The organism is Kitasatospora albolonga (assembly GCF_039535905.1).
Lineage (GTDB): Bacteria > Actinomycetota > Actinomycetes > Streptomycetales > Streptomycetaceae > Kitasatospora > Kitasatospora albolonga.
In genome coordinates, this window is sequence record NZ_BAAAYB010000061.1 from 1 (window position 1) to 24,503 (window position 24,503).

Annotated in this window: 19 protein-coding genes and 1 pseudogene; 8 read left to right on the forward strand and 12 right to left on the reverse strand. The window is 72.2% G+C overall.

Going from position 1 to position 24,503, the window contains the following annotated elements:
* Positions 1–3,593: 3,593 nt before the first annotated feature.
* Positions 3,594–4,271 carry a hypothetical protein gene (locus ABD946_RS14330; RefSeq protein WP_345283512.1) on the reverse strand — a complete coding sequence of 226 codons (678 nt, stop codon included), beginning with the start codon at positions 4,269–4,271 and terminating at the stop codon, positions 3,594–3,596.
* A 244-nt stretch (positions 4,272–4,515) separates the two neighbouring features.
* Here ABD946_RS14330 and ABD946_RS14335 point away from each other — a divergent pair, with 244 nt between their 5' ends.
* The gene (locus ABD946_RS14335; protein WP_345283514.1) at positions 4,516–7,548 is read left to right on the forward strand and encodes a SpoIIE family protein phosphatase; all 3,033 of its coding nucleotides are present in this window, start codon (positions 4,516–4,518) and stop codon (positions 7,546–7,548) included.
* 30 nt (positions 7,549–7,578) lie between these two features.
* On the opposite strand, the gene ABD946_RS14340 is transcribed toward ABD946_RS14335, so the two are convergent.
* The 5 genes and pseudogenes from ABD946_RS14340 to ABD946_RS14360 form a co-directional block, all read right to left on the reverse strand.
* Positions 7,579–8,346 (reverse strand): 3-oxoacyl-ACP reductase, encoded by a 768-nt coding sequence (locus ABD946_RS14340; RefSeq protein WP_345283516.1) that lies wholly within the window; start codon positions 8,344–8,346, stop codon positions 7,579–7,581.
* Positions 8,347–8,350: 4 nt separating this feature from the next.
* A complete protein-coding gene (locus tag ABD946_RS14345) occupies positions 8,351–9,652 on the reverse strand; it encodes an aldehyde dehydrogenase family protein (protein ID WP_345283599.1) in 1,302 nt (433 codons plus the stop codon).
* Between the two features lie 100 nt (positions 9,653–9,752).
* Positions 9,753–11,113: pseudogene (locus ABD946_RS14350) on the reverse strand (glutamine synthetase family protein).
* A complete protein-coding gene (locus ABD946_RS14355; protein ID WP_345283518.1) occupies positions 11,110–12,627 on the reverse strand; it encodes an amino acid permease in 1,518 nt (505 codons plus the stop codon). The pseudogene ABD946_RS14350 and the gene ABD946_RS14355 overlap by 4 nt, the downstream one beginning before the upstream one ends.
* Positions 12,628–12,803: 176 nt before the next feature.
* Positions 12,804–13,544, reverse strand: coding sequence for a Mut7-C RNAse domain-containing protein (locus ABD946_RS14360; RefSeq protein WP_345283520.1), 741 nt, complete (start codon positions 13,542–13,544; stop codon positions 12,804–12,806).
* A gap of 146 nt (positions 13,545–13,690) precedes the next feature.
* Here ABD946_RS14360 and ABD946_RS14365 point away from each other — a divergent pair, with 146 nt between their 5' ends.
* Entirely contained in the window at positions 13,691–14,422 is a 732-nt protein-coding gene (locus tag ABD946_RS14365) for a FadR/GntR family transcriptional regulator (RefSeq protein ID WP_345283522.1), read from the forward strand.
* Between the two features lie 27 nt (positions 14,423–14,449).
* On the opposite strand, the gene ABD946_RS14370 is transcribed toward ABD946_RS14365, so the two are convergent.
* Entirely contained in the window at positions 14,450–14,683 is a 234-nt protein-coding gene (locus ABD946_RS14370; protein WP_345283524.1) for a DUF2277 domain-containing protein, read from the reverse strand.
* 119 nt (positions 14,684–14,802) lie between these two features.
* Here ABD946_RS14370 and ABD946_RS14375 point away from each other — a divergent pair, with 119 nt between their 5' ends.
* From ABD946_RS14375 to ABD946_RS14400, 6 genes are all read left to right on the forward strand, one after another.
* Positions 14,803–15,078 carry a hypothetical protein gene (locus ABD946_RS14375; protein WP_345283526.1) on the forward strand — a complete coding sequence of 92 codons (276 nt, stop codon included), beginning with the start codon at positions 14,803–14,805 and terminating at the stop codon, positions 15,076–15,078.
* 171 nt (positions 15,079–15,249) lie between these two features.
* Positions 15,250–16,884 (forward strand): D-alanyl-D-alanine carboxypeptidase/D-alanyl-D-alanine endopeptidase, encoded by a 1,635-nt coding sequence (gene dacB / locus ABD946_RS14380; protein WP_345283528.1) that lies wholly within the window; start codon positions 15,250–15,252, stop codon positions 16,882–16,884.
* 134 nt (positions 16,885–17,018) lie between these two features.
* On the forward strand, positions 17,019–17,828 hold the full coding sequence (locus ABD946_RS14385) for a peptidoglycan-binding protein (RefSeq protein ID WP_345283530.1): 810 nt from the start codon (positions 17,019–17,021) through the stop codon (positions 17,826–17,828).
* A 225-nt stretch (positions 17,829–18,053) separates the two neighbouring features.
* On the forward strand, positions 18,054–18,323 hold the full coding sequence (locus tag ABD946_RS14390) for a hypothetical protein (RefSeq protein WP_345283532.1): 270 nt from the start codon (positions 18,054–18,056) through the stop codon (positions 18,321–18,323).
* Positions 18,316–18,924: a DUF6879 family protein gene (locus ABD946_RS14395; RefSeq protein WP_345283534.1), complete on the forward strand. Its 609-nt coding sequence runs from the start codon at positions 18,316–18,318 to the stop codon at positions 18,922–18,924. Before ABD946_RS14390 ends, ABD946_RS14395 begins: the two co-directional genes overlap by 8 nt.
* On the forward strand, positions 18,924–19,760 hold the full coding sequence (locus ABD946_RS14400) for a methionyl-tRNA formyltransferase (protein WP_345283536.1): 837 nt from the start codon (positions 18,924–18,926) through the stop codon (positions 19,758–19,760). Before ABD946_RS14395 ends, ABD946_RS14400 begins: the two co-directional genes overlap by 1 nt.
* Positions 19,761–19,794: 34 nt before the next feature.
* On the opposite strand, the gene ABD946_RS14405 is transcribed toward ABD946_RS14400, so the two are convergent.
* The 5 genes from ABD946_RS14405 to ABD946_RS14425 all read right to left on the reverse strand — a co-directional run bounded on the left by ABD946_RS14405 (position 19,795) and on the right by ABD946_RS14425 (position 24,476).
* The gene (locus ABD946_RS14405; RefSeq protein WP_345283538.1) at positions 19,795–19,965 is read right to left on the reverse strand and encodes a tetratricopeptide repeat protein; all 171 of its coding nucleotides are present in this window, start codon (positions 19,963–19,965) and stop codon (positions 19,795–19,797) included.
* On the reverse strand, positions 19,946–21,757 hold the full coding sequence (locus ABD946_RS14410; protein ID WP_345283540.1) for a tetratricopeptide repeat protein: 1,812 nt from the start codon (positions 21,755–21,757) through the stop codon (positions 19,946–19,948). Before ABD946_RS14410 ends, ABD946_RS14405 begins: the two co-directional genes overlap by 20 nt.
* A gap of 191 nt (positions 21,758–21,948) precedes the next feature.
* The gene (locus tag ABD946_RS14415) at positions 21,949–22,359 is read right to left on the reverse strand and encodes a hypothetical protein (protein WP_345283542.1); all 411 of its coding nucleotides are present in this window, start codon (positions 22,357–22,359) and stop codon (positions 21,949–21,951) included.
* 194 nt (positions 22,360–22,553) lie between these two features.
* Positions 22,554–23,861: an MFS transporter gene (locus tag ABD946_RS14420; protein WP_345283544.1), complete on the reverse strand. Its 1,308-nt coding sequence runs from the start codon at positions 23,859–23,861 to the stop codon at positions 22,554–22,556.
* Between the two features lie 153 nt (positions 23,862–24,014).
* Positions 24,015–24,476: a cupin domain-containing protein gene (locus tag ABD946_RS14425; RefSeq protein ID WP_345283546.1), complete on the reverse strand. Its 462-nt coding sequence runs from the start codon at positions 24,474–24,476 to the stop codon at positions 24,015–24,017.
* Between the last annotated feature and the right edge of the window lie 27 nt (positions 24,477–24,503).

Below are 24,503 nucleotides of genomic sequence, written 5' to 3' on the forward strand. Positions count from 1 at the left end.
CGTGGCGTTCACCGGGCGGAAATCGGCTGCGGGCCACGGAGCGGGCGCTGCCAGCGATGCCGGGTAATGGATGCGATCTTGCGGGCGGGCGGGGAGGTGCTCGGGGCCAAGGCTCTCCGAGCGGTGGACCTGGGGGGATCACGGCTTGGAGCACGGATGGTGCCGGATGCGGACTGGACGGGGGGGCGGGACGGTGGTGGTGACAGGCCTTAGGGGACGGCGGAGCACCGCGACTGGGAGGGGCTTCACAAACGGCGCGGCCAGGTCGGACAGGCACCTGATGACGCTCGGCGCTGGCCGGGCCGGGTTGCTTGGGAGGGTGCCACCGAGGAGCTGCCACGCTGACTGGTGATGGAGCGACCATAGGGAGGCGCCGACACGCATGGCTGTCGGACGTAGCTGCATGAGGCGACGACAACGCGGGCCGCCGGGAGGGGCTGCTGGCGTGGGAACGCGGCCGTATTCGCGGACGGCTGGCCGCACGCATTCGGGCCGCCGGCGGGGCGAGCTTCGCGCCGTTGGCGGCCCGGTACGGGGGGGGCGGCCGCCGTGGGAGGAACCTGCAGATGGGACTGGGCAGACACCAGGCAATGCGGCACAGACGGCCACCTGCCTCGACGGACCTGGGGCTGCCGTGCCGCGGACATTGGACCGGGAGAGCTAGGCGAGGATCGCGAGCGGGGGCGCCAGACGCCCCACCCCGACGTCACACCGGGCGACCACAGTGCCCGCTGACAAACAACCTGCCTGACGCCCGACGGCCTGCGGCTGAAATCGATCTCGAGGGCGGCCTACGCTACCAGTTCGCGTCTTCCTGTACGACACCGCGACCGACGTACTGCCGGATGCCGGGTTCTCCACCTGCTGGTTGCGTCTTCGGGCTTCCGGACGGCCTGGCCGCCGAGGTCGAGACGGACCTTCCGCGACGAGGTGGTACGGTATCCGGAGCTGCGCCCGAGGACGGCCTGGCAGATCGGGATGCCATGCCCAGTCGCGGTCTGGATCAGACGGACCCCACGCACGGTGCGGATGGCTGGCCGCGCGCCGGTGGCGCAGGACGCCAGGAGCACCCGCACCCCGCCGCCCGGTCCCACCAGCACGTCAGCTGCTGCGGCCCACGCTAGCCGACTGATCAGGTTCCCGACGCGAGTCCATCCACGACGCGAACAGGGCGAGACACCACCTTGACGCCGCCTGCGGCAGAAGCCGGCCACCTCGGTGAGCACCGGGGTGATGTAGTGTAACAGGCGGAACAGCCCAGGCGCAGCCGGATCACCACCGTGCCGCAGGGGCCAGCGAGCTGGCCGCATGCGGAAGGTGGCACCAGCTCCTGCGCAGTGATCGGCACCGGGGCGGTAACTCTGGGCCAAGTTCGGGCAGCAGCCGGGCCCAAGGCGAGCGTGCCGACCGCGCCGGCGCCGACCACCACGAGCATGCGAGACGCCACCAAGGTGCTGGCCCAGCAGGGTGGCGGCCGGCACGCCAGAGACGGTGGCCCACACCGAGTACGCCGGAGAACATCACCGAGGACCGCCCGGGCCCGCAGGGGCGGCGGCGCCCGCCTCGGCACGGCGGCCACCGCAACAGCGACCCCGAAGAAGCGCGTGCGGCCAAAGCCCGAGTGCGTCAGCCGAGGCGGCCGAGCCAAGTAGGGACATACGTTCGGGGCCTCAGCGTGCGCAGAAGTCAAGGCTTCAGACCGACCGTGAAACACAGCGAGGCGGACAGGCCCGCATCATGCAACGGCCTTGCGGGGGCAGTCTTCGCGCAGAGCGCAGGTGCGCACTGCTGGCAGGCCCGATCGACCACCCCCGAGTACAGCGTTAATCCGAGATCAGCCAGCCGGACTATGCCACGGTCACCCGGGGACTCTCCGAGGTCACGTCGCGACTGCAGGGAGCACGGCCATCGCGGCGAACTCGGTGGTGCCGAAGATCGCGTAACGGCGGTGATGACTGAGGGCTGCACGTGACGCGCACCAGCACAGGCACTAGACGGGACCAACTCCAGGGGTGTTGCACATGGGGCGAGTCGCCACTGACACACTCTGCGCGAGGTTCGGGGCAGTTTATCACGAGCCGAGGTCAGCGTCAACGGATCGTGCGGACGCTCCTGACCGTGGAGATCTCGGTCAGCGTGCGCGCAGTCGGCGCCGGCGCCGGCCCCCTCCGCAGTGGCGCGGCGTCACCTTCCACGGCGTCATCAACTCCTTGCCAGGAGCTCAGCTCGGCGACGCTCATCGCGACGCGTCCGGCTCCGGCGGACGTACGGGCGGCCCGTGGTCGGAGCCAGGACGGCGCAGGCGGTGCTCGCGATCGACGATCCGCTCGCCCCGGCACACGACCGGCAGCAGTCGCACGCGTCCGCCGCAGCTCGCGCGGCGGCAGGTCTCGGCGTGCACGGCCCGCGCCTCGGCACAGTGCCCGTAGCGCGTGCGGTCGCAGGGCATCTCCGCATCCGGCCGCAGACGGACTCGGCTCGGGGGCGATGCACCGTGGTCCAGCAACATAAAAAAGTAGCACTGGGCGTGCCGCAGCGCAGCGACGCGTACCGGTGACCGCACCCGCGCGTCGCGTCGCGGACGACTGAGCCGGCGGCACGTGTGGCGCATCCAGCAGGAGCGGCGAGGCAGTGCCTATGCACCGTGTCCTGCCAGCCGGGTCGCCGGCCGCGCTGGTGTCCCCGGCCCGAGCAGCGAGCGACTGAAGGCGAGCACGTGACGGTCACCACCGCCGTCTGGGACGGCGATAGTGACGGCCGCCAGCGCACCATGACGCCCCAGCCAGGGTCGCGGCGGCCACCATCCGTCGCGTGCCGCGGCCAAAACACAGCAGCACCTGCACGGCGAAACAGCACCCGCAACGGCGTCGCGAGCACGCAGACGGTGTGACACACCGCGAGAACTGAGCGGTCCTCCACCGATGTCTTGGCTTCACACAGGACACGCGGCGTGACGGGCAGCCCAGCTACCAGTAGGCGGCCCACGCAGCAGCAGCGCGAGACGTGCGAGACATGCCACGCCGGCGCGCGCAGCCCGTACTCGACGCCCGGCCGGGCCGAGCTCGGCAGCGCTACGGGGCGCACACCGGGCGGTCGCCGCCACAACCGCTCGTCACCCGCTCCCGAGAATACGCAGCGATCACCTCACCAGCACGCCCGGTCGAACGCCGCCCACCTCGACCGGACATGTAGACTCTGACATCACCAGGACGCCGGCAAACCGCACCAGGCACCGCACCGCCCGCACCGCTCCGCCACACCGTCCGTTCGCGCCCCTACGTGTACGATCCGCTCCCCGGCAGCTCGGCGACTCATACAATGCTCCCACAGCAGCGCCACGCCCGCCTCGCACAGCGCGGCCGCCGCCCCGAACCGCTCCCACAGCCGCCCCCTCCTCGGCCCCGACCACCCTCGGAGCACCGCCACGCCACCAACGCCCGGGCGAGGATCGGCCGCTCACACCCACCGCCCCGGCGCAGCGCCCCGCCGGCGGACCCGCCGACGGGCGGAAGGGCGCGCCGGGGTGTGGCCTCACCGACACCCAGCCCGACGCCCCACCCGTCCGCGTCCGCCCGTCGTCCCCTGACGGACCGTCACCCGTCCCGCCCGCCCCGCCCGGGGGCCACCGCAGGCGCAGCGCCAGGGTCCGCCTCGTTCAGCGCGCCGGTCAGCCGCCTCCGGGCGGCCTCCGCTCCCGGGGTGCCGACGGCGGCCAGGGCGTCGGCCAGGGCGTCGAAGACGGCCGCCACCGCGTGGCGCTCGCCGTCCGCGCCCGAGGGGCTGACCATCCCAGCCGGAGCCGCAGCTGCCAGAGCGCGCCCGCCAGGAAGGGCCGCCGCCATCGCCCACGGCGGGGGCCGCGACCGGCATCCCCGGCGCCGACCGCCGTGAAGACCAGCAGCTGCACGGCGGCGGCGGAGCCCACACCGCCCCGGCCACGCTGACCGCGCCACGAGACCACGCCCGACCACCGTCAGCAGCGGCAGCGCCCACCACCCGGGGGCCAGCGCCCCGAAGAACCCCGCCGCCCCGGCCACCGCGGGCAGACCGATCCGCACCGCCGCCACCCGCCGCGTCCCCGGCCGGTCGTTGAGCGTGCCGAAGAACGCACCCAGCCCGGCGGCGATGGCCTCCGCCGGGCGGCCCGCCGCCAGCCCCAGCGCCAGTGCGGGACCGGTGCCCAGCGCCCCGCGCAGCACCGCCGGCCAGGGCACCGGCCCGCCGCGGGGCCACCGGAGCGGATGGGCGAGCCAGACGGGCGGGCGGTGCACCAGGGTCCTCCTCGTTCGACCTGACCGGACGGCTGCGGCCGAGCCTAGGAGCCTCGGTTGTCGCTCTCGCTTCGCCGCCGTTACGGGAACGTGACCATCCGCTCCCCCGCGCCCGGAGCCCCGCCGTACGGCCCTCCGCCCGCCGGGAACCCTCCACCGCAGCCCCTCGCAGAGCCGTGCCAGCCGCAGCACCCCGTGCGAGGATGACAGGACGGCAGCCCCAGCCCCGGGCGGTGGTCGACACATGCGTAGTGATGAGCAGGACGGCCTCCTGACGGTCCCGATCGCGACCGCGCTGATCGCCGAGGACGGCCGCATCCTGCACTGGAGCACCGACGCCGAGGCCCTGCTCGGCTACCCCGCCCGGCAGGCCATCGGCGCCCGGGCGGCCCAGCTGCTGGTCACCGAGGACCAGCGGCCCGAGGTGCTCGAACTGTTCCGGCACATCCTCACCGGCCGGGGCTGGTCCGGCGTCTTCCCGGTGCTGCACCGCAACGGCCACCACGTGAACCTGGAGTTCCGCACCCACCCCGTGCTCGGCCCGGACGGCCGCCCGCTGGTGCTCGCGGTGGCCTCGGACGTGACGACGGTGCACCGGCTGCACGCGGACCTGGCGGTGCTGGACAGCTTCTTCAGCCAGTCCCCGGTCGGCATGGCGGTCTACGACACCGACCTGCGCTTCGTCCGGCTGAACGACGCGCTGGCCCGCGCCAACGGCCTGCCCGCCGAGCAGCAGATCGGCCGCCGGGTCACCGAGGTGCTGCCGGGGATCAACGGCGAGGAGATCGAGGCGGTGATGCGCCACGTGATGGCGACCGGCGAGCCGGTGCTGGACGCCCGCTCCTACGGCCGGACCCCTGGCGACCCGGGCCACGACCGCGCCTGGTCCGCCTCCTACTTCCGGCTGGACCGGCCCGAGGGCGGGGTGCTCGGGGTGAGCTCCACCATCGTGGACGTCACCGAGCGGTTCCGGGCCGAGGCCCAGGCGGCCCGGGCCCAGCAGCGCCTGGCCCTGCTCAACGAGGCCAGCACCCGGATCGGCACCACCCTCGATCTCGCCCGCACCGCCCAGGAGTTGGCGGAGGTGGCGACCCCGGAGCTGGCCGACACGGTGGCGGTGGAGGTGCTGGACACCCTCGCCGCGGGCCAGCCCGCCGAACTGCCCAGCCCCGCCGACCGCTCGGCGGTGCTGCGCCGGATGGCCTTCCACTCCGCGCCGGGCTCCGGCATGGTGCCGCTGGCTCCGGTCGGCGCGGTGCACCACTACCACCCCTCGACGCCGTACGCCTGGGCGCTGGCGCACCGCCGTCCCGTCCTGCTGCCGACCCTGGACGGCGGGGCCTCGCACTGGTTCGCGGACGCGCCCGCCGAGGCCGCGGCGATGCGCGGCGACGGGGTGCACACGGCGATGGTGGTGCCGTTGATCGCGCGCGGGGCGGCGGTCGGGATCGCGGTCTTCTACCGGAACGTGACGGAGCGTCACTACGACGCGCAGGACGCGGCGCTGGCCGCCGAGCTGGCCGCCCGGGCAGCCGTGGCGGTGGACAACGCGCTGCTCTACACCCGGGAGCGGGACGCCGCCCGGGCCCGGCAGTTCGCCCTCGAGGAGGCGCACACCGCCCAGCAGCGCCTGGCCCTGCTCAACGAGGCCAGCACCCGGATCGGCACCACCCTCGACCTCTCCCGCACCGCCCAGGAGTTGGTGGAGGTGGTGCTGCCGCGCTTCGCCGACTTCGTCACCGTGGACCTGCTGGAGTCGGTCCTCGACGGCGAGGAGCCGGCCGCCCCGCCGGACGAGGGCCCGGCGCTGCTGCGGGCGGTGGCGGTCGGCGAGGTGAAGGGTTCGGAGGTGCTGATGGGGGCGGCCGACGAGGTCGGTGAACCCAGCCGGTCGGCCAACCTCTATGCGGAGAGCCTGCGTTCGCGCCGCTCGATCCTGGTGGCCGAGGTGGACGAGGCGGCCCTGCACCGGATCGTCGCGGCACCCGACCGGGTGGAGCCCGGTCTGGCCGCGGGCGTGCACTCGTACGTGATGGTGCCGCTGCTCGCGCGCGGGACGGTGCTGGGCGGTGCCGAGTTCATCCGGACCGTCAACCCGGAGCCGTTCACCGCCGACGACGTGGCGCTGGCCGAGGAGTTGGCGGCCCGGGCCGCCGTCTGCATCGACAACGCCCGGCTCTACCGGCGGGAGCGCGAGACCGCGCTGACGCTGCAGCGCAGCCTGCTGCCGCAGGAGGTGCACCACTCGCTGGGGCTGGAACTGGCCCACCGCTACCTGCCGAGCAGCGTGGTCAGCGAGGTGGGCGGCGACTGGTTCGACGTGGTGCCGATCGGCAGCGGCCGGGTCGCGCTGATCGTCGGCGACGTGATGGGCCACGGTATCCGGGCCGCCGCCACCATGGGCCAACTCCGCACCGTGGCAAGGACCCTGGCCACCCTCAACCTCGATCCGGCCCGGCTGCTGCGCCGCCTGGACGAGGCCGCCTCGGCACTCGGCGAGGGCCAGTTCGCCACCTGCGTCTGCGTGGTGTTCGACCCGCTGGACCGCAGCTGCACCGCGGCCTCGGCCGGACACCTGCCCCCGCTGCTGGCGCCGCCCTCGGGCGAGGCCGAGCTCGTCGAACTGCCCGCCGGCGCGCCGCTGGGGGTGGGCGGGGTGCCGTTCCAGAACCGCAGCTTCACCCTGCCCGAGGACGGCCTGCTGCTGCTCTACACCGACGGCCTGGTGGAGCGGCGCGACCACGACATCGACCACGGCATCGAGCTGCTGCGCCGCGCCGTGACCGGCCGCCGCGGCAGCCTGGAGCGCACCTGCGACGCGCTGCTCGCCGCACTGGAGGCCCCCGCCGGCCAGGACGACGTCGCCGTCCTGCTGGCCCGGGCCCGCCCGGTCGGCCCGGACCGCTACGCCGTCCTGCCACTGGCCGAGGACCGCGCCGTGGTCGGCCGGGCCCGGCACTTCACCCGCGAGGTGCTCGCCGCCTGGGGCCTCGACGTCCTGGCCGACCACGCGGAACTGCTCACCAGCGAACTGATCACCAACGCCCTGGTGCACGCCGGCCGACCGGTCGAGATGCGGATCTTCCGCGACCGGCTGCTGACCGTCGAGGTCACCGATGTCGACGCCCGCCCGCCGCGCCTGCGGGTCGCCGAGGAGGCCGACGAGGGCGGCCGCGGCATGTACCTCGTCAACGAACTCGCCCACCGCTGGGGCACCCGCGTCACCGACACCGGCAAGGTCGTCTGGTACGAACTGGAACCCCCTGCGGGCGGCTGAGCCGTCGTCAGCCACCCGCGGGGCGTCCTCCTACTGCGGGGTCACGTACGCACCGGAGATGCCGCCGTCCACCAGGAAGGTGTTCGCCGTCATGAACGACGAGTCGTCGCTCGCCAGGAAGGCCACCGCCGCCGCGATCTCGGCGGGCTCGGCGAAGCGTCCCAGCGGGATGTGCACCAGGCGGCGGGCCGCCCGCTCCGGGTCCTTGGCGAAGAGCTCCTGGAGCAGCGGCGTGTTGACCGGGCCCGGGCAGAGCGCGTTGATCCGGATGCCCTCGCGGGCGAACTGCACGCCCAGCTCGCGCGACATCGCCAGCACGCCGCCCTTGGAGGCGCTGTAGGAGATCTGCGAGGTGGCCGCGCCCATCACCGCGACGAACGAGGCGGTGTTGATGATCGAGCCCTTGCCCTGCCGCTGCATGTGCGGGATGGCGTACTTGCAGCAGAGGTAGACACTCTTCAGGTTGACGTCCTGCACCCGCTGCCAGGCCTCCAGGCCGGTGGTCAGGATGGAGTCGTCGTCCGGCGGCGAGATGCCGGCGTTGTTGAAGGCGATGTCCAGGCTGCCGTAGGTGTCGACGGCGGTCTGGTACATCTGGCGGACGGCGTCCTCGTCCGTCACGTCCGCGCGGATGAACAGGCCGCCGACCTCGTTGGCCGCCTTCTCCCCGCTCTCCTCGTCCAGGTCCACGCAGACGACCTTCGCTCCCTCGGCGGCGAAGCGCCGGGCGGTGGCGAGGCCGATGCCGCTGCCGGCTCCGGTGATGACGGCCACCCGGCCGTCCAGACGGTTGCTCATCCGACTACTCCTGATCCGTTGCGATGAAGACGTTCTTGGTCTCGGTGAAGGCGTGCAGGGCGTCCGGCCCGAGCTCCCGGCCGAGACCGGACTGCTTGAAGCCGCCGAAGGGGGTCGAGTACCGCACCGAGGAGTGCGAGTTGACCGAGAGGTTGCCGGCCTCGACGGCGCGGGCGACCCGCAGGGCGCGGCCGACGTCCCTGGTCCAGATGGAGCCGGAGAGGCCGTACTCGGTGGCGTTGGCGATCCGCACCGCGTCCTCCTCGTCGCGGAACGGGACCACGGTCACCACCGGGCCGAAGATCTCCTCGGTGAACGCCGGGTCGTCGTGCCGGACCGGCGCGAGCACCGTCGGCGGGTACCAGAAGCCCGGCCCCTCGGGGCAACTCCCGGTGAAGGCCGGGTCCTTGACGTAGGAGGCGACCCGCTCCCGCTGGGCGGCCGAGATCAGCGGGCCCATCTCGCTCTTCTCGTCGGCCGGGTCGCCGACCCGCACCGCGCGCACGGCCCGCTCGAAGCCGGCCATGAACTCGTCCAGCACGGTGGCCTGCACCAGGATCCGCGACCGCGCGCAGCAGTCCTGCCCGGCGTTGTCGAAGACCGCGTACGGGGCGGTGGCCGCCGCCTTCGCCAGGTCGGCGTCGGCGAACACGATGTTCGCGCTCTTGCCGCCGAGCTCCAGGGTCACGGCCTTGACCTGCTCGGCGCACCCGGCGGCCACCCGCTTGCCGACCGCGGTCGAACCCGTGAAGACCACCTTCCGCACGTCGGGGTGGGTGACGAACCGCTCGCCGACCACCGGGCCGCGCCCGGGCAGCACCTGGAACACGCCCTCCGGGATCCCGGCCCGCAGCGCCAGTTCGGCCAGCCGCAGGGCGGTGAGCGGGGTGAGCTCGGCGGGCTTGAGGACCACCGTGTTGCCGGCCGCGAGGGCCGGGGCGAAGCCCCAGGCGGCGATCGGCATCGGGAAGTTCCACGGCACGATGATCCCGACCACGCCGAGCGGCTCCTGGAAGGTCAGGTCCACTCCGCCGGCCACCGGGATCTGACGGCCGAACAGGCGCTCGGGGGCGGCCGCGTAGTACTCGATCACGTCCCGGGCGTTGCCCGCCTCCCAGCGGGCGTTTCCCACCGTGTGACCGGCGTTGGCCACCTCCAGCCGGGCCAGTTCCTCCCGGTCGGCGTCCACGGCGGCGGCGAAGGCGCGCAGCAGCCGGGCCCGGTCGGCGGGGGCGACCTTGCGCCAGCCCTCGAAGGCGGCCTTGGCCCGCGCGACGGCGGCGTCGGTCTCGGCCAGGGTGGCCATCGGGACGGTGGTGATCACCTCCTCGGTGGCGGGGTTGACCACCTCGTAGAGGTCGGGGCTGTCGGTCACTGCGTACTCTCCTCGGTCGGCGAAGCGGTGGTCACAGGCGTTCGAACCCGCGGCGGCGCTCCCAGTCCGTCACCGCGGCGTCGTAGGCGGCGAGTTCGACCCGCCCGGCGTGGGCGTAGTGCCGCACGACGTCCTTGCCGAAGGCCAGCGCCGCCGCCTCGCTGCCCTCGAAGGCGGCCACCGCGTCGCGCAGCGTGGACGGCACCCGGGGCGCGTCGGAGGCGTACGCGTTGCCGGTGAACTCCGGCTCCAGGGGCAGCTGGTGCTCGACCCCGTGCAGTCCGGCGGCGATCAGCGCGGCCAGCGCCAGGTAGGGATTGACGTCCCCGCCGGGCACCCGGTTCTCGAACCGCAGCGAGGGGCCGTGGCCGACCACCCGCAGCGCGCAGGTCCGGTTGTCCCGGCCCCCAGGCGATGGCGGTGGGGGCGAAGCTGCCGGGGACGTAGCGCTTGTAGGAGTTGACCGTCGGCGCCAGCAGCAGGGCGAACTCGCCCAGGCAGGCCAGCTGTCCGGCCAGGAAGTGCTCCATGGTCCGGGAGAAGCCGTGCGGTCCGTCGCCCGCGAAGACCGGGGCGCCGTGCTCGTCGCGCAGGCTCAGGTGGACGTGGCAGGAGTTGCCCTCCCGCTGGTCGTACTTGGCCATGAAGGTGAGGCTGTAGCCGGCCTGGTCCGCGATCTCCTTGGCACCGGTCTTGTAGACCGCGTGGTCGTCGCAGGTGGTCAGCGCGGGGGCCGTACTTGAAGGCGATCTCGTGCTGGCCGAGGTTGCACTCGCCCTTGGCGGACTCCACGGTGAGCCCGGCCCCGGCCATCTCGTTGCGCAGCCGGCGCAGCAGCGGCTCGATCCGGGAGGTGCCGAGGATGGAGTAGTCGACGTTGTACTGGTTGACCGGGGTGAGGCCGGAGTAGCCCTTGTCCCAGGCCTGTTCGTAGCTGTCCTTGAAGACGATGAACTCCAGCTCGGTGCCGGCGTAGGCCTGCCAGCCGTAGCCGGCCAGCCGCTCCAGCTGACGCCGCAGCACCTGGCGCGGGGAGACCGGGACGGGGGTGCCGTCCTGCTGGAGCACGTCGCACTGGACCATCGCGGTGGCCGGGTGCCAGGGCACCATCCGCAGGGTGTCGAAGTCGGGCCGCATCACGAAGTCGCCGTAGCCGGTCTCCCAGGAGGAGACCTCGTAGCCGTCGACGGTGTTCATGTCGACGTCCACCGCGAGCAGGTAGCCGCAGCCCTCGGCGGCGTGGCCGACGACCTCGTCCAGGAAGTGCCCGGCGGCGATCCGCTTGCCCTGGAGGCGGCCCTGCATGTCGGTGAGGGCGAGCACCACGGTGTCCACGGAGCCGTCGGCGACCAGCGCGCGCAGGCGGTCGAGGGTGAGGCGGGGGCTGCTCATCGCTTCTCCAAGGTGCTTGCGCGGTCGGCCGGTTCGTCCTCGGCGGTCACCTTGGGGCCGGTGAACCAGTGCCGGGCCGACACCAGCCACCAGATCCCGGCGAAGCCGAGCACGACCGCCACCGCGACGGGGGTGTAGTTGAAGTTCGCGGCGGTGACCGGGCTGAGGGTGGGCAGCATGAACAGCACCGAGATCAGCGCCGTCCAGCCGACCGCCACGCTACCGATCAGCTTGCTCCACCGGCCCAGGTGCCACGGGCCGCGCTCGAAGGCGTCACCCTGACGGAGTCTCAGGAACACCGGGACGACGTAGGCGATGTACAGCCCGATGACGGAGATCGAGGTGACGGCCGCGTAGGCGGTGGCGTTCCAGAGGTTCTGCGCGCCCAGCAGGAAGGCCCCTCCGGTGGCCAGCCAGACGGCGGCGGTCGGGGTCTGGGTGCGCGGGTTGATCCGGTGCCAGATCCGCGAGCCGGGCAGCGCGCCGTCGCGCGAGAAGGCGTAGATCATGCGGGAGTTGGCGGTCACCGAGGCCATCCCGCAGAAGAACTGGGCGCCGATCACGATCAGCAGCAGCAGCTTCGCGCCGGTCGGGCCGAGCGCGTCCAGGAAGATCTGCGCGGGCGGCACCCCGGTGCTCGTGCCGGTCACGCCCTCGTAGTTCGTGATCGCGAAGGTCAGCCCGAGCAGCAGCACCCAGCCGGCCACCAGGGAGACCAGCACCGAGTTGACGATGCCCTTGGGCCCGGAGCGGGCGGCGTCCCTGGTCTCCTCGGTCATGTGTGCGGAGGCGTCGTAGCCGGTCAGGGTGTACTGGGCCAGCAGCAGGCCGAGCATCGCGACGTAGAAACCGCTGGAGAAGCCGGTGTTGTTGACGAACTTCGTGAACACGAAGGAGGCGGAGGCGTGTTCGGACGGCAGCAGCACCAGCGCGCCGACGATCACCGTCACTCCGGCCACGTGCCACCAGACGCTCACCGTGTTGAGCAGCGCGACCAGCTTCACGCCCCGGGTGTTGAGCAGGCCGTGCAGCAGCAGGATGACCGCGAACAGCACCATGGTGTGCTCGGTGGTGGCGGCGTAGCCCCACTGGAGGTCCAGGAAGGCGTTGGTGAAGAACGCCGCGCCGAAGTCGACCCCGGCGGTGACGGCCACCTGGCCCATGAAGTTGAAGTACCCGGTGAACCAGGAGGCCGCCGCACCGTTGCGGCGGGCCAGCTTGGCGGCCCAGTAGTACAGACCGCCCGCGGTCGGGTAGCTGGAGCAGATCTCGGCCATCGACAGCGCCACGCAGAGCGTCATCAGGCCGACCAGTGGCCAGCCCCAGGTGATCAGGGCCGGGCCGCCGGTGTTCAGCCCGAAGCCGTAGAGGGTCAGGCAGCCGGAGAGGATGGAGACGATCGAGAAGGAGACGGCGAAGTTGGCGAAGCCCGACATCGAGCGGGCCAGCTCCTGGGTGTAGCCGAGCTGCCGTAGCCGGTGCTCGTCGTCGCTCGTGTGCTGCTCGGAAGGCATGCGCACCCCTTGGGGGTTGAGGGGTTCGGGAGAGAGCCGAAACGTGCGCCCACGTCATCGTGGCGGCCAAAGGACCGGTTTCAGACCTTTGGCGTGGGCAGCATGTTCCCGTTACCCCTGATTCCCCGTCAAGACCACGCGCCCCAGTGGTTCCTCGGCGGGCAGCCGGCCGGGCCTCAGCCGTTGACGACCGCCCCGCCGAACTCGGCCACCGCCGCGTCCACGATCCCGCTCAGCTGCGCGTGGTGCGCGCCGCGCCAGTACACCTGCTCGCAGTCCCCGCACTGGGCGTAGACGTCGTAGGAGCGCTCGGTGCCGTCCCGCAGCTGCTCGCGGACCTCGGCCTTGTCGGCCGGCCGGAGCACCCCGTTGCAGTTGGTGCACCGCGTCCACGGCGCGAGCGGGGGCGCGAACCGGGAGAGCACGTCGCGCAGTTGCTCCGCGGGGCGGTGGCTGTAGACGTACGCCCCGGCCCAGAGCTCGCGCCGGTGCAGCAGTCCCCGGTCCCGCGAGAGCATCACCCGCTGCTCGGCCGCCGAACGGGCCGCCAGAGCCGGGTCCCCGATGTCCAGGCTCTCGTACGCCGCGTCCACCCCGAGCAGCCGCAGCCGCCGGGCCAGCGTGCCCAGGTGCACGTCCAGCAGGAAGCGCGGCGCGCCCGGCAGCGCCTGCGGCCTGACCACCGCCCGCACGGCGATCCGCTCGCCGTCCACCGGCACGTGCGAGGTGGCCAGCGCCTCGCCGGCCGCCGTCTCGAAGGCGCCCACCTCGGTCAGCGGTACGCCGAGCGACTCCACCACGTGCCCGAGGGTCGAGGTCCCGTCGGTCCTCACCCCGGACCAGCCGCCTCGACGTGGGGTGCTCACGAAGACGTGCAGCTCGGGGGCGAATTCGATCGAGATCTCGGGCTTGTCCACGGGAGCAGCATGCCAGCACCACCCCTGTCCCCGCCCCGCCTTTTCGCCACCCGGACGCCCCGCCCTCCCCCGTCCCCGCCCCACCACCCCTCTCACCCACCGGTCACCCCCTCCGCCCCCACCCCCGCCCTGGGTACGATGCGGCCGTGGCTGACGAGGGCGTGGACTGGCGCGGCGCATCGGTCCTGCGTCCGGTGCGGACCGGGAACGCCTTCGAGGAGACCGTCGAACGCATCCTCGCCGCCCTCAAGCTCGGCGTCTTCGCCCACGGCGACCGCCTCCCGCCCGAGCGCGAGCTCGCCGCCCGGCTGAACGTCAGCCGCGAGACCCTGCGCGAGGCGCTCCGCTCGCTCCAGCAGGCCGGCTGCGTGGAGCCGCGCCGCGGCCGCTACGGCGGCACCTTCGTGACCTACCGGCTGCCCCCGCCCGACCTCGGTCAACTCCGGCGCGCCGTCCAGGACATGGGGGCCGAGCTGGAGGACGCCCTGACGTACCGTCTGGTCCTGGAGACCGGCGCCTCCGAACAGGCCGCCCGCCGCACCCTCACCCCGGCCCAGCGTGAGCACCTGGAGCAGCGGCTGGCCGAGCTGGAGGACTGCGACCCGGCCGACTACCGCCAGCTCGACTCGCGGTTCCACCTGGCCATCGCCGAGCTCACCGGCTCGCCCTCGCTGGCCGCCGGGGTGGCGGTCGGCCGGATGCGGCTCAACGACCTGCTCAACGCCATCCCGGTGCTCGGCCGCAACATCGAGCACGCCTCGGAGCAGCACCGCGCCATGGTCAGGGCCATCCTCGACGGGGACGTGGCCGCCGCCCGCCGCACCACGGAGGAGCACCTGGAGGCCACCGCGGCCCTGCTCCGGGGCTTCCTCGGCTGATCCCGGCCGCCTCCCCGGGACACCGCCTCAGTGCTCGTGGGCCGCCTGGTGCTGCTGCCCCCTGACCACCAGATGGTCGAGCAGCTCCCGGGTGGCTTCGGTGACCGCCTCCACCGCCCGCTCGAACACCTCCTGGTTGTGCGCGGCGGGCGCCCGGAAGCCGGACACCTTCCGGATGTACTGCAGGGCGGCGGCGTGGATGTCGTCCTCGGTCACCTCGGGGGTGACCGGGGCGCGCAGGGTCTTGATCGATCGGCACATGCTCCCAGTGTGCGCCGCGCCCCTGACAGGTGACAGGGGGTGATGGCCGCCGAGCCGGGGTACCGTGGCCGGGTAACTCTTGACGCATGATCACCCCCCGGACAGCAGCAGGAGGAACCGTGGAGACGTGGGCCACCTGGACCACTCAGGGCATCCATGCCGGGCACGGCGGCGTGCTCACCGAGGAGCTCGGCGCGATCACCGGCAATCTGACGCTTCACACCACCTGGGTCGAGGGGCAGGTGAAGATCACCGTCCAGTACACCGGCGCGCAGGACTGGTTCACCGTGCTCGGCAGCCCGCTCCCCGCCGCCGACGAGACCACCGCCCGCAATCTGCACCAGGCCATGGTCGAGGCCACCAAGGCGGGCAACGCCCGCGCCCCGCAGGCCTGAACCACACCCGTCCACCCTTCTGCCGAGGCCCCCCACCGGCGATCATCAGACCGTTCGTCAACTGCTAGTCTGTGCACGCCAACGGGGGGCTTTGGCCTGTTCCGCACCGATCTGTCGGGCGCGGACGCGCTTGCGCGCGCCCCCGTCACGTCCGAAAGCTCGGGAGCTCCCTTGTCGCTGCGCACCAGCCGCCGCCACGTCCTGCCCTTCGCCGCCGTCGCGGTCGCCGCCTCGCTCCTGGCGGGCGTCGCCCAGGCCGACACCTCCACCCCGGCCGACCCCAAGCTGATCGCCGACATCGACGCGATCCTGTCCACCCCGGCCCTGGCCAACGCCCAGGCCGGCGTCCAGGTCATCGACACCACCACCGGCCAGGTGGTCTACCAGCGCGGGCAGAACGCGCTGCTCACCCCGGCCTCGGTCCTCAAGACCGTCACCACCGCGGCCGCCCTCGACCTGCTGGGCGAGAACCACGTCTTCACCACCCAGGTCCTCACCTCCGGCACCCGCTACGGCTCCGTCCTGGTCGGCGACGTCGTGCTGCGCGGCGGCGGCGACCCGAGCCTGCGCCCGGCGGACCTGGACGCACTGGCCAAGCAGGTGGCCGCGGCCGGCATCACCACCGTCACCGGCCGGGTGCTCACCGACGCCACCCGCTACGACTCGGTGCCGCTCGGCCCGGGCTGGGCCTGGGACGACGAGCCGTACTCCTACAGCCCGCAGATCTCCGCGCTGACCGTCGCGCCGGACTCCGAGTACTCGATGGACACCGTCAAGGTGACCGTCACCCCGACCACGGCCGGTCAGCCCGCCAAGGTCACCACCTTCCCGGCCGAGGCCCCGGTGAAGTTCACCGGCCAGATCACCACCGGCGCGGCCGGCTCCGGCAACTCCAGCGGAGTCGAGCGCAAGCGCGGCGTCAACGAGATCGCCCTGACCGGCAGCCTGGCCGCGGGCGCCGCCCCGGTCGACTCCCTGGTCACCGTCGAGGGCCCGGCCGCCTACACCGGCGAGGTCTTCAACGGCGCCCTGGAGCGGGCCGGCGTCGACGTGGTCCGTCCGGCCAAGGCCGCCAGCGGCACCGAGACCACCCAGCCGCTCGCCTCGCACGACTCCGAGCCGCTCGGCAAGCTGATCGTCCCGATGCTCAAGATCAGCAACAACGGCATCGCCGAGCACCTGATCAAGGAGATCGGCAAGGTCAAGGGCGGCCAGGGCACCTGGGCCACCGGCTCCGCCCAGGTCAACGGCTTCCTCAAGGCCAACGGCCTGGAGCTCCCGACGGGCCGTCAGGTGGACGGCTCCGGCCTCTCCCGCTACGACCTGGTCACCCCGGGCAAGCTCGCCTCGCTGCTCGACCTGGCCACCCGCAAGCCGTGGTTCAAGACCTGGTACGACGCCCTCCCGGTGGCCGGCAACCCGGAGCGCATGGTCGGCGGCACCCTGGCCGCCCGGATGCGCGGCACCGCCGCCGAGAACAACGTGCACGCCAAGAGCGGCTCGATGAGCGGCGTCGACAACCTGATCGGCTACGCCACCGCCCCCGACGGCCGCCGCCTGGCCTTCAGCGCGATGATGAACAACTTCCCGGGCGCCCGCCCGCGCTTCGTCCTGGACGCCATCGCCGTCCGCCTGGCCACCGGCCCGGCGCCCGCCGCCCCGGCCGCCGGCTCGAACGCCCCCGCCAAGAGCGGCCAGAACGCCCCGGCCGCCCGCTCCTTCCAGGCGCCGTCCTCCGCCTCGCCCGAGGCGGCCCTGGTGCCGGCCACCCGTTGGGAGGAGTGCGAGACCCTCGGCCGCTGCTGAGCGCTCCCCGCACCCCCGCCCGCGCCTCCGTCGCGCCTCCACCCGCGCCCCTGACCGGGCCTGACGCTCCGTAACCGGGCCCTGCCGAACCTCGTTTGGCAGGGCCCGCTCGCCTATTCGTCAGGAGACAGACCATGTCCGGTGCACGGGCCATGCTGCACACCGCCCGGAGCCACCTCGGCTACCGCGAGGGCGCGGGCAACCGCAACCGCTTCTCCACCGCGATGGGCCGTCCGGCCGAGAGCTGGTGCGCCGACTTCGTCTCCGCCGTCGCCGCCGAGAGCGGCAACTCCGGGCTCTACCCCGACACCGCCTCCTGCTCCACCGCCCGCGACTGGTTCGCCCGCCGCAGCCGCCTCTCCGTCTACCCCGCCGTCGGCGCCCAGGTCCTCTTCGGCGCGCCCGACGGCCCCTACGGCCCCGGCGGCGAACACACCGGCCTGGTCACCGCCTACACCGCCGACACCATCACCGTCATCGCCGGCAACACCAACGACGACGGCTCGGCCAACGGCGACGGCGTCTACCAGCGCACCTACCGGCGCCGCTCCGCCTACGTCGACTCCTACGGCTACCCCGACTTCCCCGAGGGCCTGGTCTGCGCCGACCCGGCCTGGCGCGGCCGCCCCGGCATCACCTGGTTCGGCCAGCAGGCCGACGAGTCCGACCTCCCCACCCCCCTGATCCCCCGTCAGGTCGTCATCGACGGCCACCCCTACGGCCCCGGCTCCCACGGCCCCCACATCACCACCATGGGCCGCCTCCTCACCGCCGCCGGCTGCTCCCACTACACCGTCGGCCCCGGCCCCGACTGGGGCCCCGCCGACACCGCCTCCATGCGCGCCTACCAACTCCAGATCGGCGACACCGGCCCCGAAGCCGACGGCATCCCCGGCCCCCGCCAACTCCACCGCCTCCAAGCCGACTTCGGCGACCGCATCTGACCCGGCTCCGGTCTCTAGGTGGCCTGCGAGCCCGACGGTGGGGTTCGCGGGCCACCTCCTGTCCCCTCGACCGATTGCCAACTGGTCGACGAGACCGCGCCGTGCGGCCGTCCCTCGACGACGCCCCCACCTCGGCAGGGTCCGGTACTGGCCAAAAAATCCATTCCGCTCTGCACCCGGCACGGCCTGACTAGCATGAGACGCAACACAATTGGGAGGAACGTCATGGGACGGGGTTGGGAAGCGGATCCATCATCCCCACTGGCTCGCCGATTGGGTAGAGCACCATCCGAACTCGGGACCACCGGCGGCGAAGAAGGATGCCCCGACATCTGGGAGCTGGAGAACGGTGACATCGCCGTGGTCGGTCGCGATCTCACGGATTCCTATGCGGATCGCCTGCCCGAGGGCCTCGTCGTCGCACCGGATGAGCGGATCGTCGTGATCCCGCGCCGGACGGCCGCCGCCGCAAAGGCCGACCTCCCCGATGAGTAGGAACGGCCGGCATCTCGAACTGGATTCCTACCGGGAGGACTTCCGCAGTCACTTCTGGAAATCCGGCACCGAAGGGTTCTGGAAGCTCGAGCGCCAACAGCACTTCCAGGAGCCGGGGGTCGAAAGCTGGGAGGCGTTCCGCCTCGGGGATTGGGACAGAGCGGTCGAGTTGATCGAGGAGAAGCGCGGTCACTTTCAGGAGTACTTCGACAGGATCGCCCGGCACGGCTTCACCGTTCACCGGGTTCGGTGCGTCGAAGAGCCGATCTCCGCCTATCTCCAGTGGGAACTCCACTGGCTCAACCTGAAGAACCAGTGCGGCGAGGACACCACCGTGCTCACCGGGGGAAAACTGCGCCACTACGAGTCTGAAGGCCCGCTCCGCGAAGTGGTCGTCCTCGGCTCACGGGTCATGTACGAGATCGTCTACGACGACCTGGGAAGACTGGCCGGTGGGGTCCGCTTCGGCGATGCGCGCGAAATCGCCGAGCAGCGCCTCTCGATCCAGGAGATGCACGGCGCCGGTGAACCCCTCGGAGAGTTCTTCGACCGGTGCGTGGCTCCGCTTCCCCCGCCGGAGCCGTTCACCGGGGGATCGTGATGCGGGTCATCCTCGTCTCGTACTCCGCGCAGGGCTTCTCCTTGCTGCACGAGGTGTGTCGGCGGGAAGGGCACACACCCGTGGCCTATCTGCACGCCAGATCCCTCAACCCCGGAGGACCGACCCGCCGTGGTGCAGGGGATGTCGTCAGCGGGATCGTGGATTCACTCCCGGACGGCATGGACCTGCTGGTCCCGGGAAACAAGAGCCTTCTGCCGCACCTCATCGACGGGTACCGGGCGGATCTCATCGTCTGCTACGGATTCCCCTGGCGCATTCCATCGGACGCGCTTCGGGCGACGCGCCTCGGCGGGCTGAACGTCCACACCTCCATGCTGCCGAGGCATCGCGGCCCGATCCCAGTGAACTGGGCCATCAGGAACGGGGAGAAGGAGATCGGCGTCAGCATTCACTGGATGGACGAGCACTTCGACTCCGGTGGAATCCTGGCCCAGGAGGCAGGGATCGCGTTGGACGACGACGTGGTGCCCGGACTGCTGTGGGAGCAGGTCGACAGACACGTGGAACGGCTCCTTCCCACGGCCCTGTCCCTGGCCGGATCCGGTGCCCCGGGAACGCCCCAGGACGACCGGCTCGCCAGCCATGCGGGCTGGATGGAGCCCGAGTTCCTCCGCATCGACTGGGCCTCTCGGAGGGAGGTCATTCACAATCAGGTGCGAGCCGTCCGCTTCGGCAGCTCCGGAAGGTCAGGCCCGACCGCCTCGGTGGGTGGCCAGGAGGTCCGAGTCCTCCGGACCTCACTGGTACCCACGGACGGGGTGGAGGTGATGTGCGGCGACGGCCCGCTGTGGATCACCGAGTCCACGACCGACTGAGCCCGAGCAGGTGAAGGGCGACGGGCCGGGCTGGTCAGACCGGGCCGACCCGGTCCGCCACATCGAGTGAGTCGCGGTACCGGGCGAGTTTCTCGCGGATCACCTTCGTCCAGGGATGGTCCGGACCGAGCGCCCGCTCGCGCCACTCCTCGACGACCTCGGCCTGCTGGATCGCCTCGCGGTACTCACCCACCTCGTGGAGCACGTTGCTGAGGAGGCTCCGCGCAGCCATCGTGATGGGGTAGTCGGCCCCCGAACCTGCGCTCGTGCGCCGCCAGCGCGCGACGAGCCATCGGCAGGGCTTCGACGTGACGCCCTGTTCTGAACAGCGCGCCAGCGCAGTTCAGGTCCGCGGACAGCGTCACCGGGTGGTCCGCACCGAGCTCTCGGTGGCAGTCGGCGACCACGACCGGCCCAGCGACGGCCTCGCGCTCCAACTCCGGGCCGGCCGGCAACTCGAGGAGGCAGGCCCGCGCTTCCAGTGTCAAGGGATGCCAGGGACCCAGCCGGGCGGCCCGGCCGGACTCCGCACGGTGCATCAGGCCGACCGCTTCGGGGAGTTGCCCGAGCCAGGTGAGCGGCCGTGACAGATGCAGACACGTGGTCAGGGTCTCCGGGGCGTCCTGGCCGCAGACGCGTTCCAGGTCCCGGAGGAGAGCGCGGTGCAGATCTGCCGCCTCCTCGAGACGGCCCAGCCGGTCGAGGGCCTTGCCGACCCGCTGACGCAGCTTCAGCACCACGAGGTGGTCGTGGCCCAACAGGTCGCGGGCGAGGTCCGCCGCGCGCTCGGCCACGTCCAGCGCGGAGGCGTAGTCGCCGGACCTGTGCAGGCCGGTCACCAGGAGCAGCGCGCAGTCGGCAGCGGACTCCGCGGCCCCGGCCGAGGTCTCCGGCCAGCTGGTCAGGCGCCGGAGCAGTGCCAAGGCGTGCGGCGCGTGGAGCGCGAGCCGGTCGTCCCGCAGCCCGCGTTCGGGGTCGGCCGGCAGTGCCTGCCGCAGCAGCACGGCTGCCGCTCCGACGAGCCGTTCCCGCTCCTCCGCCGGCACGGTACGGGCGACGCTGTCGAGGAGCACTCCATGCGTCCGCAGACCGAGGACGCCGCCGGGGACGAGTTCGGTGAGCGAATGGTCGAGGAGCCCTCTCAACGCCGCCTCCACCCGTGCGGCGGGGAGGAGTTGCGCACTCCCGACCCCGGCCAGCAGCGTCACGGGGAGCGGGTCGTGCGCGAGGCAGGCCAAGAGCCGCAACAGGACGACCGCCTCGGGGAGGTTCTGTGCCACCAACTGGTCCAGGGAGAGCTGCCACGTCCGGCTCGCCAGGTGGCGCGAGTGGTCGACCGAGGCGACGGCACCCTGGTCGAGCAGCTCGATGGGGTCGGGACGCTCCCGCAGGTACCGCCCGTACTCCTCCATCGTCCACGGCGTGATCACCTGGTGGGCCAGGAAGCCGCCGGCCAGTGTCAGGGCGAGCGGAAGGCGCCCCAGACGGTCGGCGATGGCCGCGGCCTCCTCGGAGGAACCCGTCCCCGGGGCTAGGTCGCAGAGCACTTGCGCCGCTTCCTCCCGGGGCAGGACACCCACGTGAAGCAGTTCGGCCGCGGGCCACCAGTGCCCTGCGGCCTGACGCGTGGTCACCAGGACAGTCCCTCGCGGACTGGTCCGCAGCCACCCGCCCTCGCGGAGCACCGACGGGTCGTCAGCACTGTCCAGCACCAGCAACCAGGGTCGCTCCGAGCCGTCGAGGCGCTGCCACACCAGATCCGCGGCCGCCCGCAGACCGTTCCGCGCAGCCGTCAGCTCGCCGTCGCGCGCGCCGCGGTCGGCTGCGACGGCCAGCATGCCGGCCCGCAAGGACGCCGGGTCGGACGCGTTCACCCAGAGGCCCACGCGTCCCTCGTCCCGGATGGCCAGCTCGAAGAGCACACAGGCGACGGCCGTCTTCCCGCTGCCTCCCAAGCCGTGCAGGACGAGAACGGTGTTCCCGACCCCCTCGGACACCGCTGCTCTCAGGCGTCCGATGATTTCGTTCCGATCGCGGAGGATGGCGGGTGCCCGACCGATCGGTGGCACCCTGACCGAGTCGGGGCCCGTCCAGGACGTCATGTGGTGATGGTGCTCGGTGATGTGCTGGTCACCTGACGCCTGGTAGACGCGTCCCTGGTCCGCGGCCCGGCCGTCGTTGTGAGCGGTCATCGCTGTTCGATGGTCAGGTCGCGGCCCGCCTGGTAGACGCGTGCGCTGCCCGAAGCACTCGCTCGCTGGTCGACCACCGTGGAGGGCCGGACGTCCGGGCCGAGCTCGTTCAACAGTTCGCGCAGCTCGCGCGCCTGATCCGGGTGGGCCACCAGGAACCGTCGTAGGCGGCCCTGCCATTCGGCCGCGATCTCCTGGCCGGTCTCCTCATCGCCCTCGGACTCCGCTCGCAGGAGCTCACGACGTGAGGCCTCGAGTTGAGCCGCCACCTCCGCCTCGTGGTCGGGCCGGGCCCGCCGCCACAGCGCCAGAACGCCGTCCCGTACGCCGTTCCAGGCCGAGGTCGCCAACAACGTGGCGATCGTCGTACCCGCAGTACTCGCAAGAAGGGTGATCTCCGTGTCCACGCCCTGCCCTCCTGAAGTTCGACCCGGATCGCAAGTCTAGGGTCGACGCAGTGTCCCGGCGCGGGACTCGTCGAACGTGGCACTCGTCAACATGTGTTCCCGGAAGGTGAATTGACCACTGGACAGCAGCCTTTCGGACGACATCGGCCCGCGATCCCTTGCCGGGTCCGCGGGCCGGGGTCGTGAGTGGGGCGTCAGGCCGCAGCCGGCTTCGGGTCGCGCGGGAGTTCGCGGGGCATGAGGAGGGCGGAGAGGACGGCGGGGGCGGCGCCGATGAGGATCATGACGGCCCACCAGTCGGAGACGTCGAGGAGGAGGGGGATGAGGAGGGGGGTGGCGAAGGCGCCGGCGAAGACCATGGTGTTCTCGAGGCCGAGGGCGGTGCCGGAGCGTTCGGCGCCGGCCATCGTGGCGATCTCGGCGTAGTGGACGCCGTGCCAGCCGCAGGAGAGGAAGCCGGCCAGGATGAGGAGGCCGGCGACGATCCAGGTCGGGGAGGACTCGAAGACGGCGATGCCGGTGTAGGCGACCGCGATGACCCAGGAGTAGAGGGTGACCAGGGTGCGGCGGTAGCGGCCGCCGTGGCGGTCGGTCCAACGGCCGCCCCAGACCCGGGAGATGGCGCCGAGGATCTGGACGACCACCAGCAGGACGGCGATCGAGCCGATCGACATGCCCTTGACGGTGTGCAGGAAGACCGAGCCGAAGGTCAGGACGAGGAACTGGGGCAGGTCGAGCAGGAAGGCGGTGATGGCGACCCGCCAGATGTCCCAGCGCTTGAGCGGGTCGGGGACCTCGGTGGCGGCAGTGGAGCCGTCGCGCTTGGTGCGGGCCAGCGGGGGCTCGTCCAGCCAGATCACCACCGCGAGGGTGGCCAGCAGGCAGAAAAGGGTGAGGAAGGCGAACACCCAGCGGAAGCCCGCGCCGAGGGCCAGCGGCGGGAGGACCGCGGCGCCGATCGCTCCGCCGGCCGGGACGGCCGCGACCCGCAGGGAGATGGCGAATCCGCGCTTGGCGGGCGGGAACCAGCCCATCACCGCGCGGCCGGAGGCGCCGTTGACGCAGCCGCCGAGGGCGCCCGCGAAGAAGAGCACCACCGCCAGCGCGACGTAGGAGGGCACGGCCCCGCCGGAGGGCACCAGGAAGGCGGTGACCAGGGCGAGCGCCACGGTGGTGCCCGAGAGGCCGGTGATCAGCACCACCCGCTCGCCGATCCGGTCGGAGAGGATGCCCCAGAAGACGTCGGTGACGAAGATGCCGGCGGTCACCGCGGCGAGCACGAAGCCGAGTTGACCGGTGCTCAGGGAGTAGGCGGTCTGCAGGATGGAGCCGGAGGTCGGGATGCCCTGGAAGGTGGCGCTGAAGGCGGCCTGGGCGAAGATGCCGATCCAGAGGATGCCCCACTTGTAGCGGGTGCCGTGGACCTTGCCGGACCGGCCGACGGTGGGCTCCGCCGGGGTGGGCGGGGTGGACGGTGTGGGCGGGGTCGTTAACTGGACCATGGGGAGGTCTCCTGGTCGTGGTTCGGGGCGGACCGCAGAAAGGGCGTACAGCAACGGTGGCAGCCGTGCACCGGAGCGGGAAGGGATCTCCGGTGCACGGCAAGCGGGTATGTCAGGTGTGCCGGGTACCAGGTGTGCCCGGTACCAGGCGTGTCAGCCCTGCGCGTCCGACGGAAGCGGAGCGCCGTCCAGGGCGAGGCCGGTGTCGGGCATCTCGCCGGGCTGGATCGGGAGGGTGCGCTTCTCCCGGATGACCATCATCTTGCAGCCCTTGGTGCTGGAGACCCGGTGGATGCTGTTCGGCACCTCGACCACCAGGGTGCCGGGGAGGTAGCGGTCACCGTTGTCGTTCTCCAGCTCGCCCTCCAGGATGAAGAGCAGCTCGAAGCCGAGGTGGCGGTGCAGGTCGCCGTGGGCGCCGGGGCCGAAGTGCGCGATGTAGGCCTCGGCGCCGTCGGGGCCGGTCTCCTCGCCGGTGTAGAGCCAGTGCACGTCCACCGCCTGGCGGCCGGGCTGGACGTAGGCCTGCCAGTTGAGGTTGTCGCCGCTGGAACCGGCGCCGAGCAGGTCCGGGAAGACCTCGACCTTGCGCTGCTGGGCGATGTACTCGGGCATGGTGGAACTCCTAGGAAGGGGATGGGA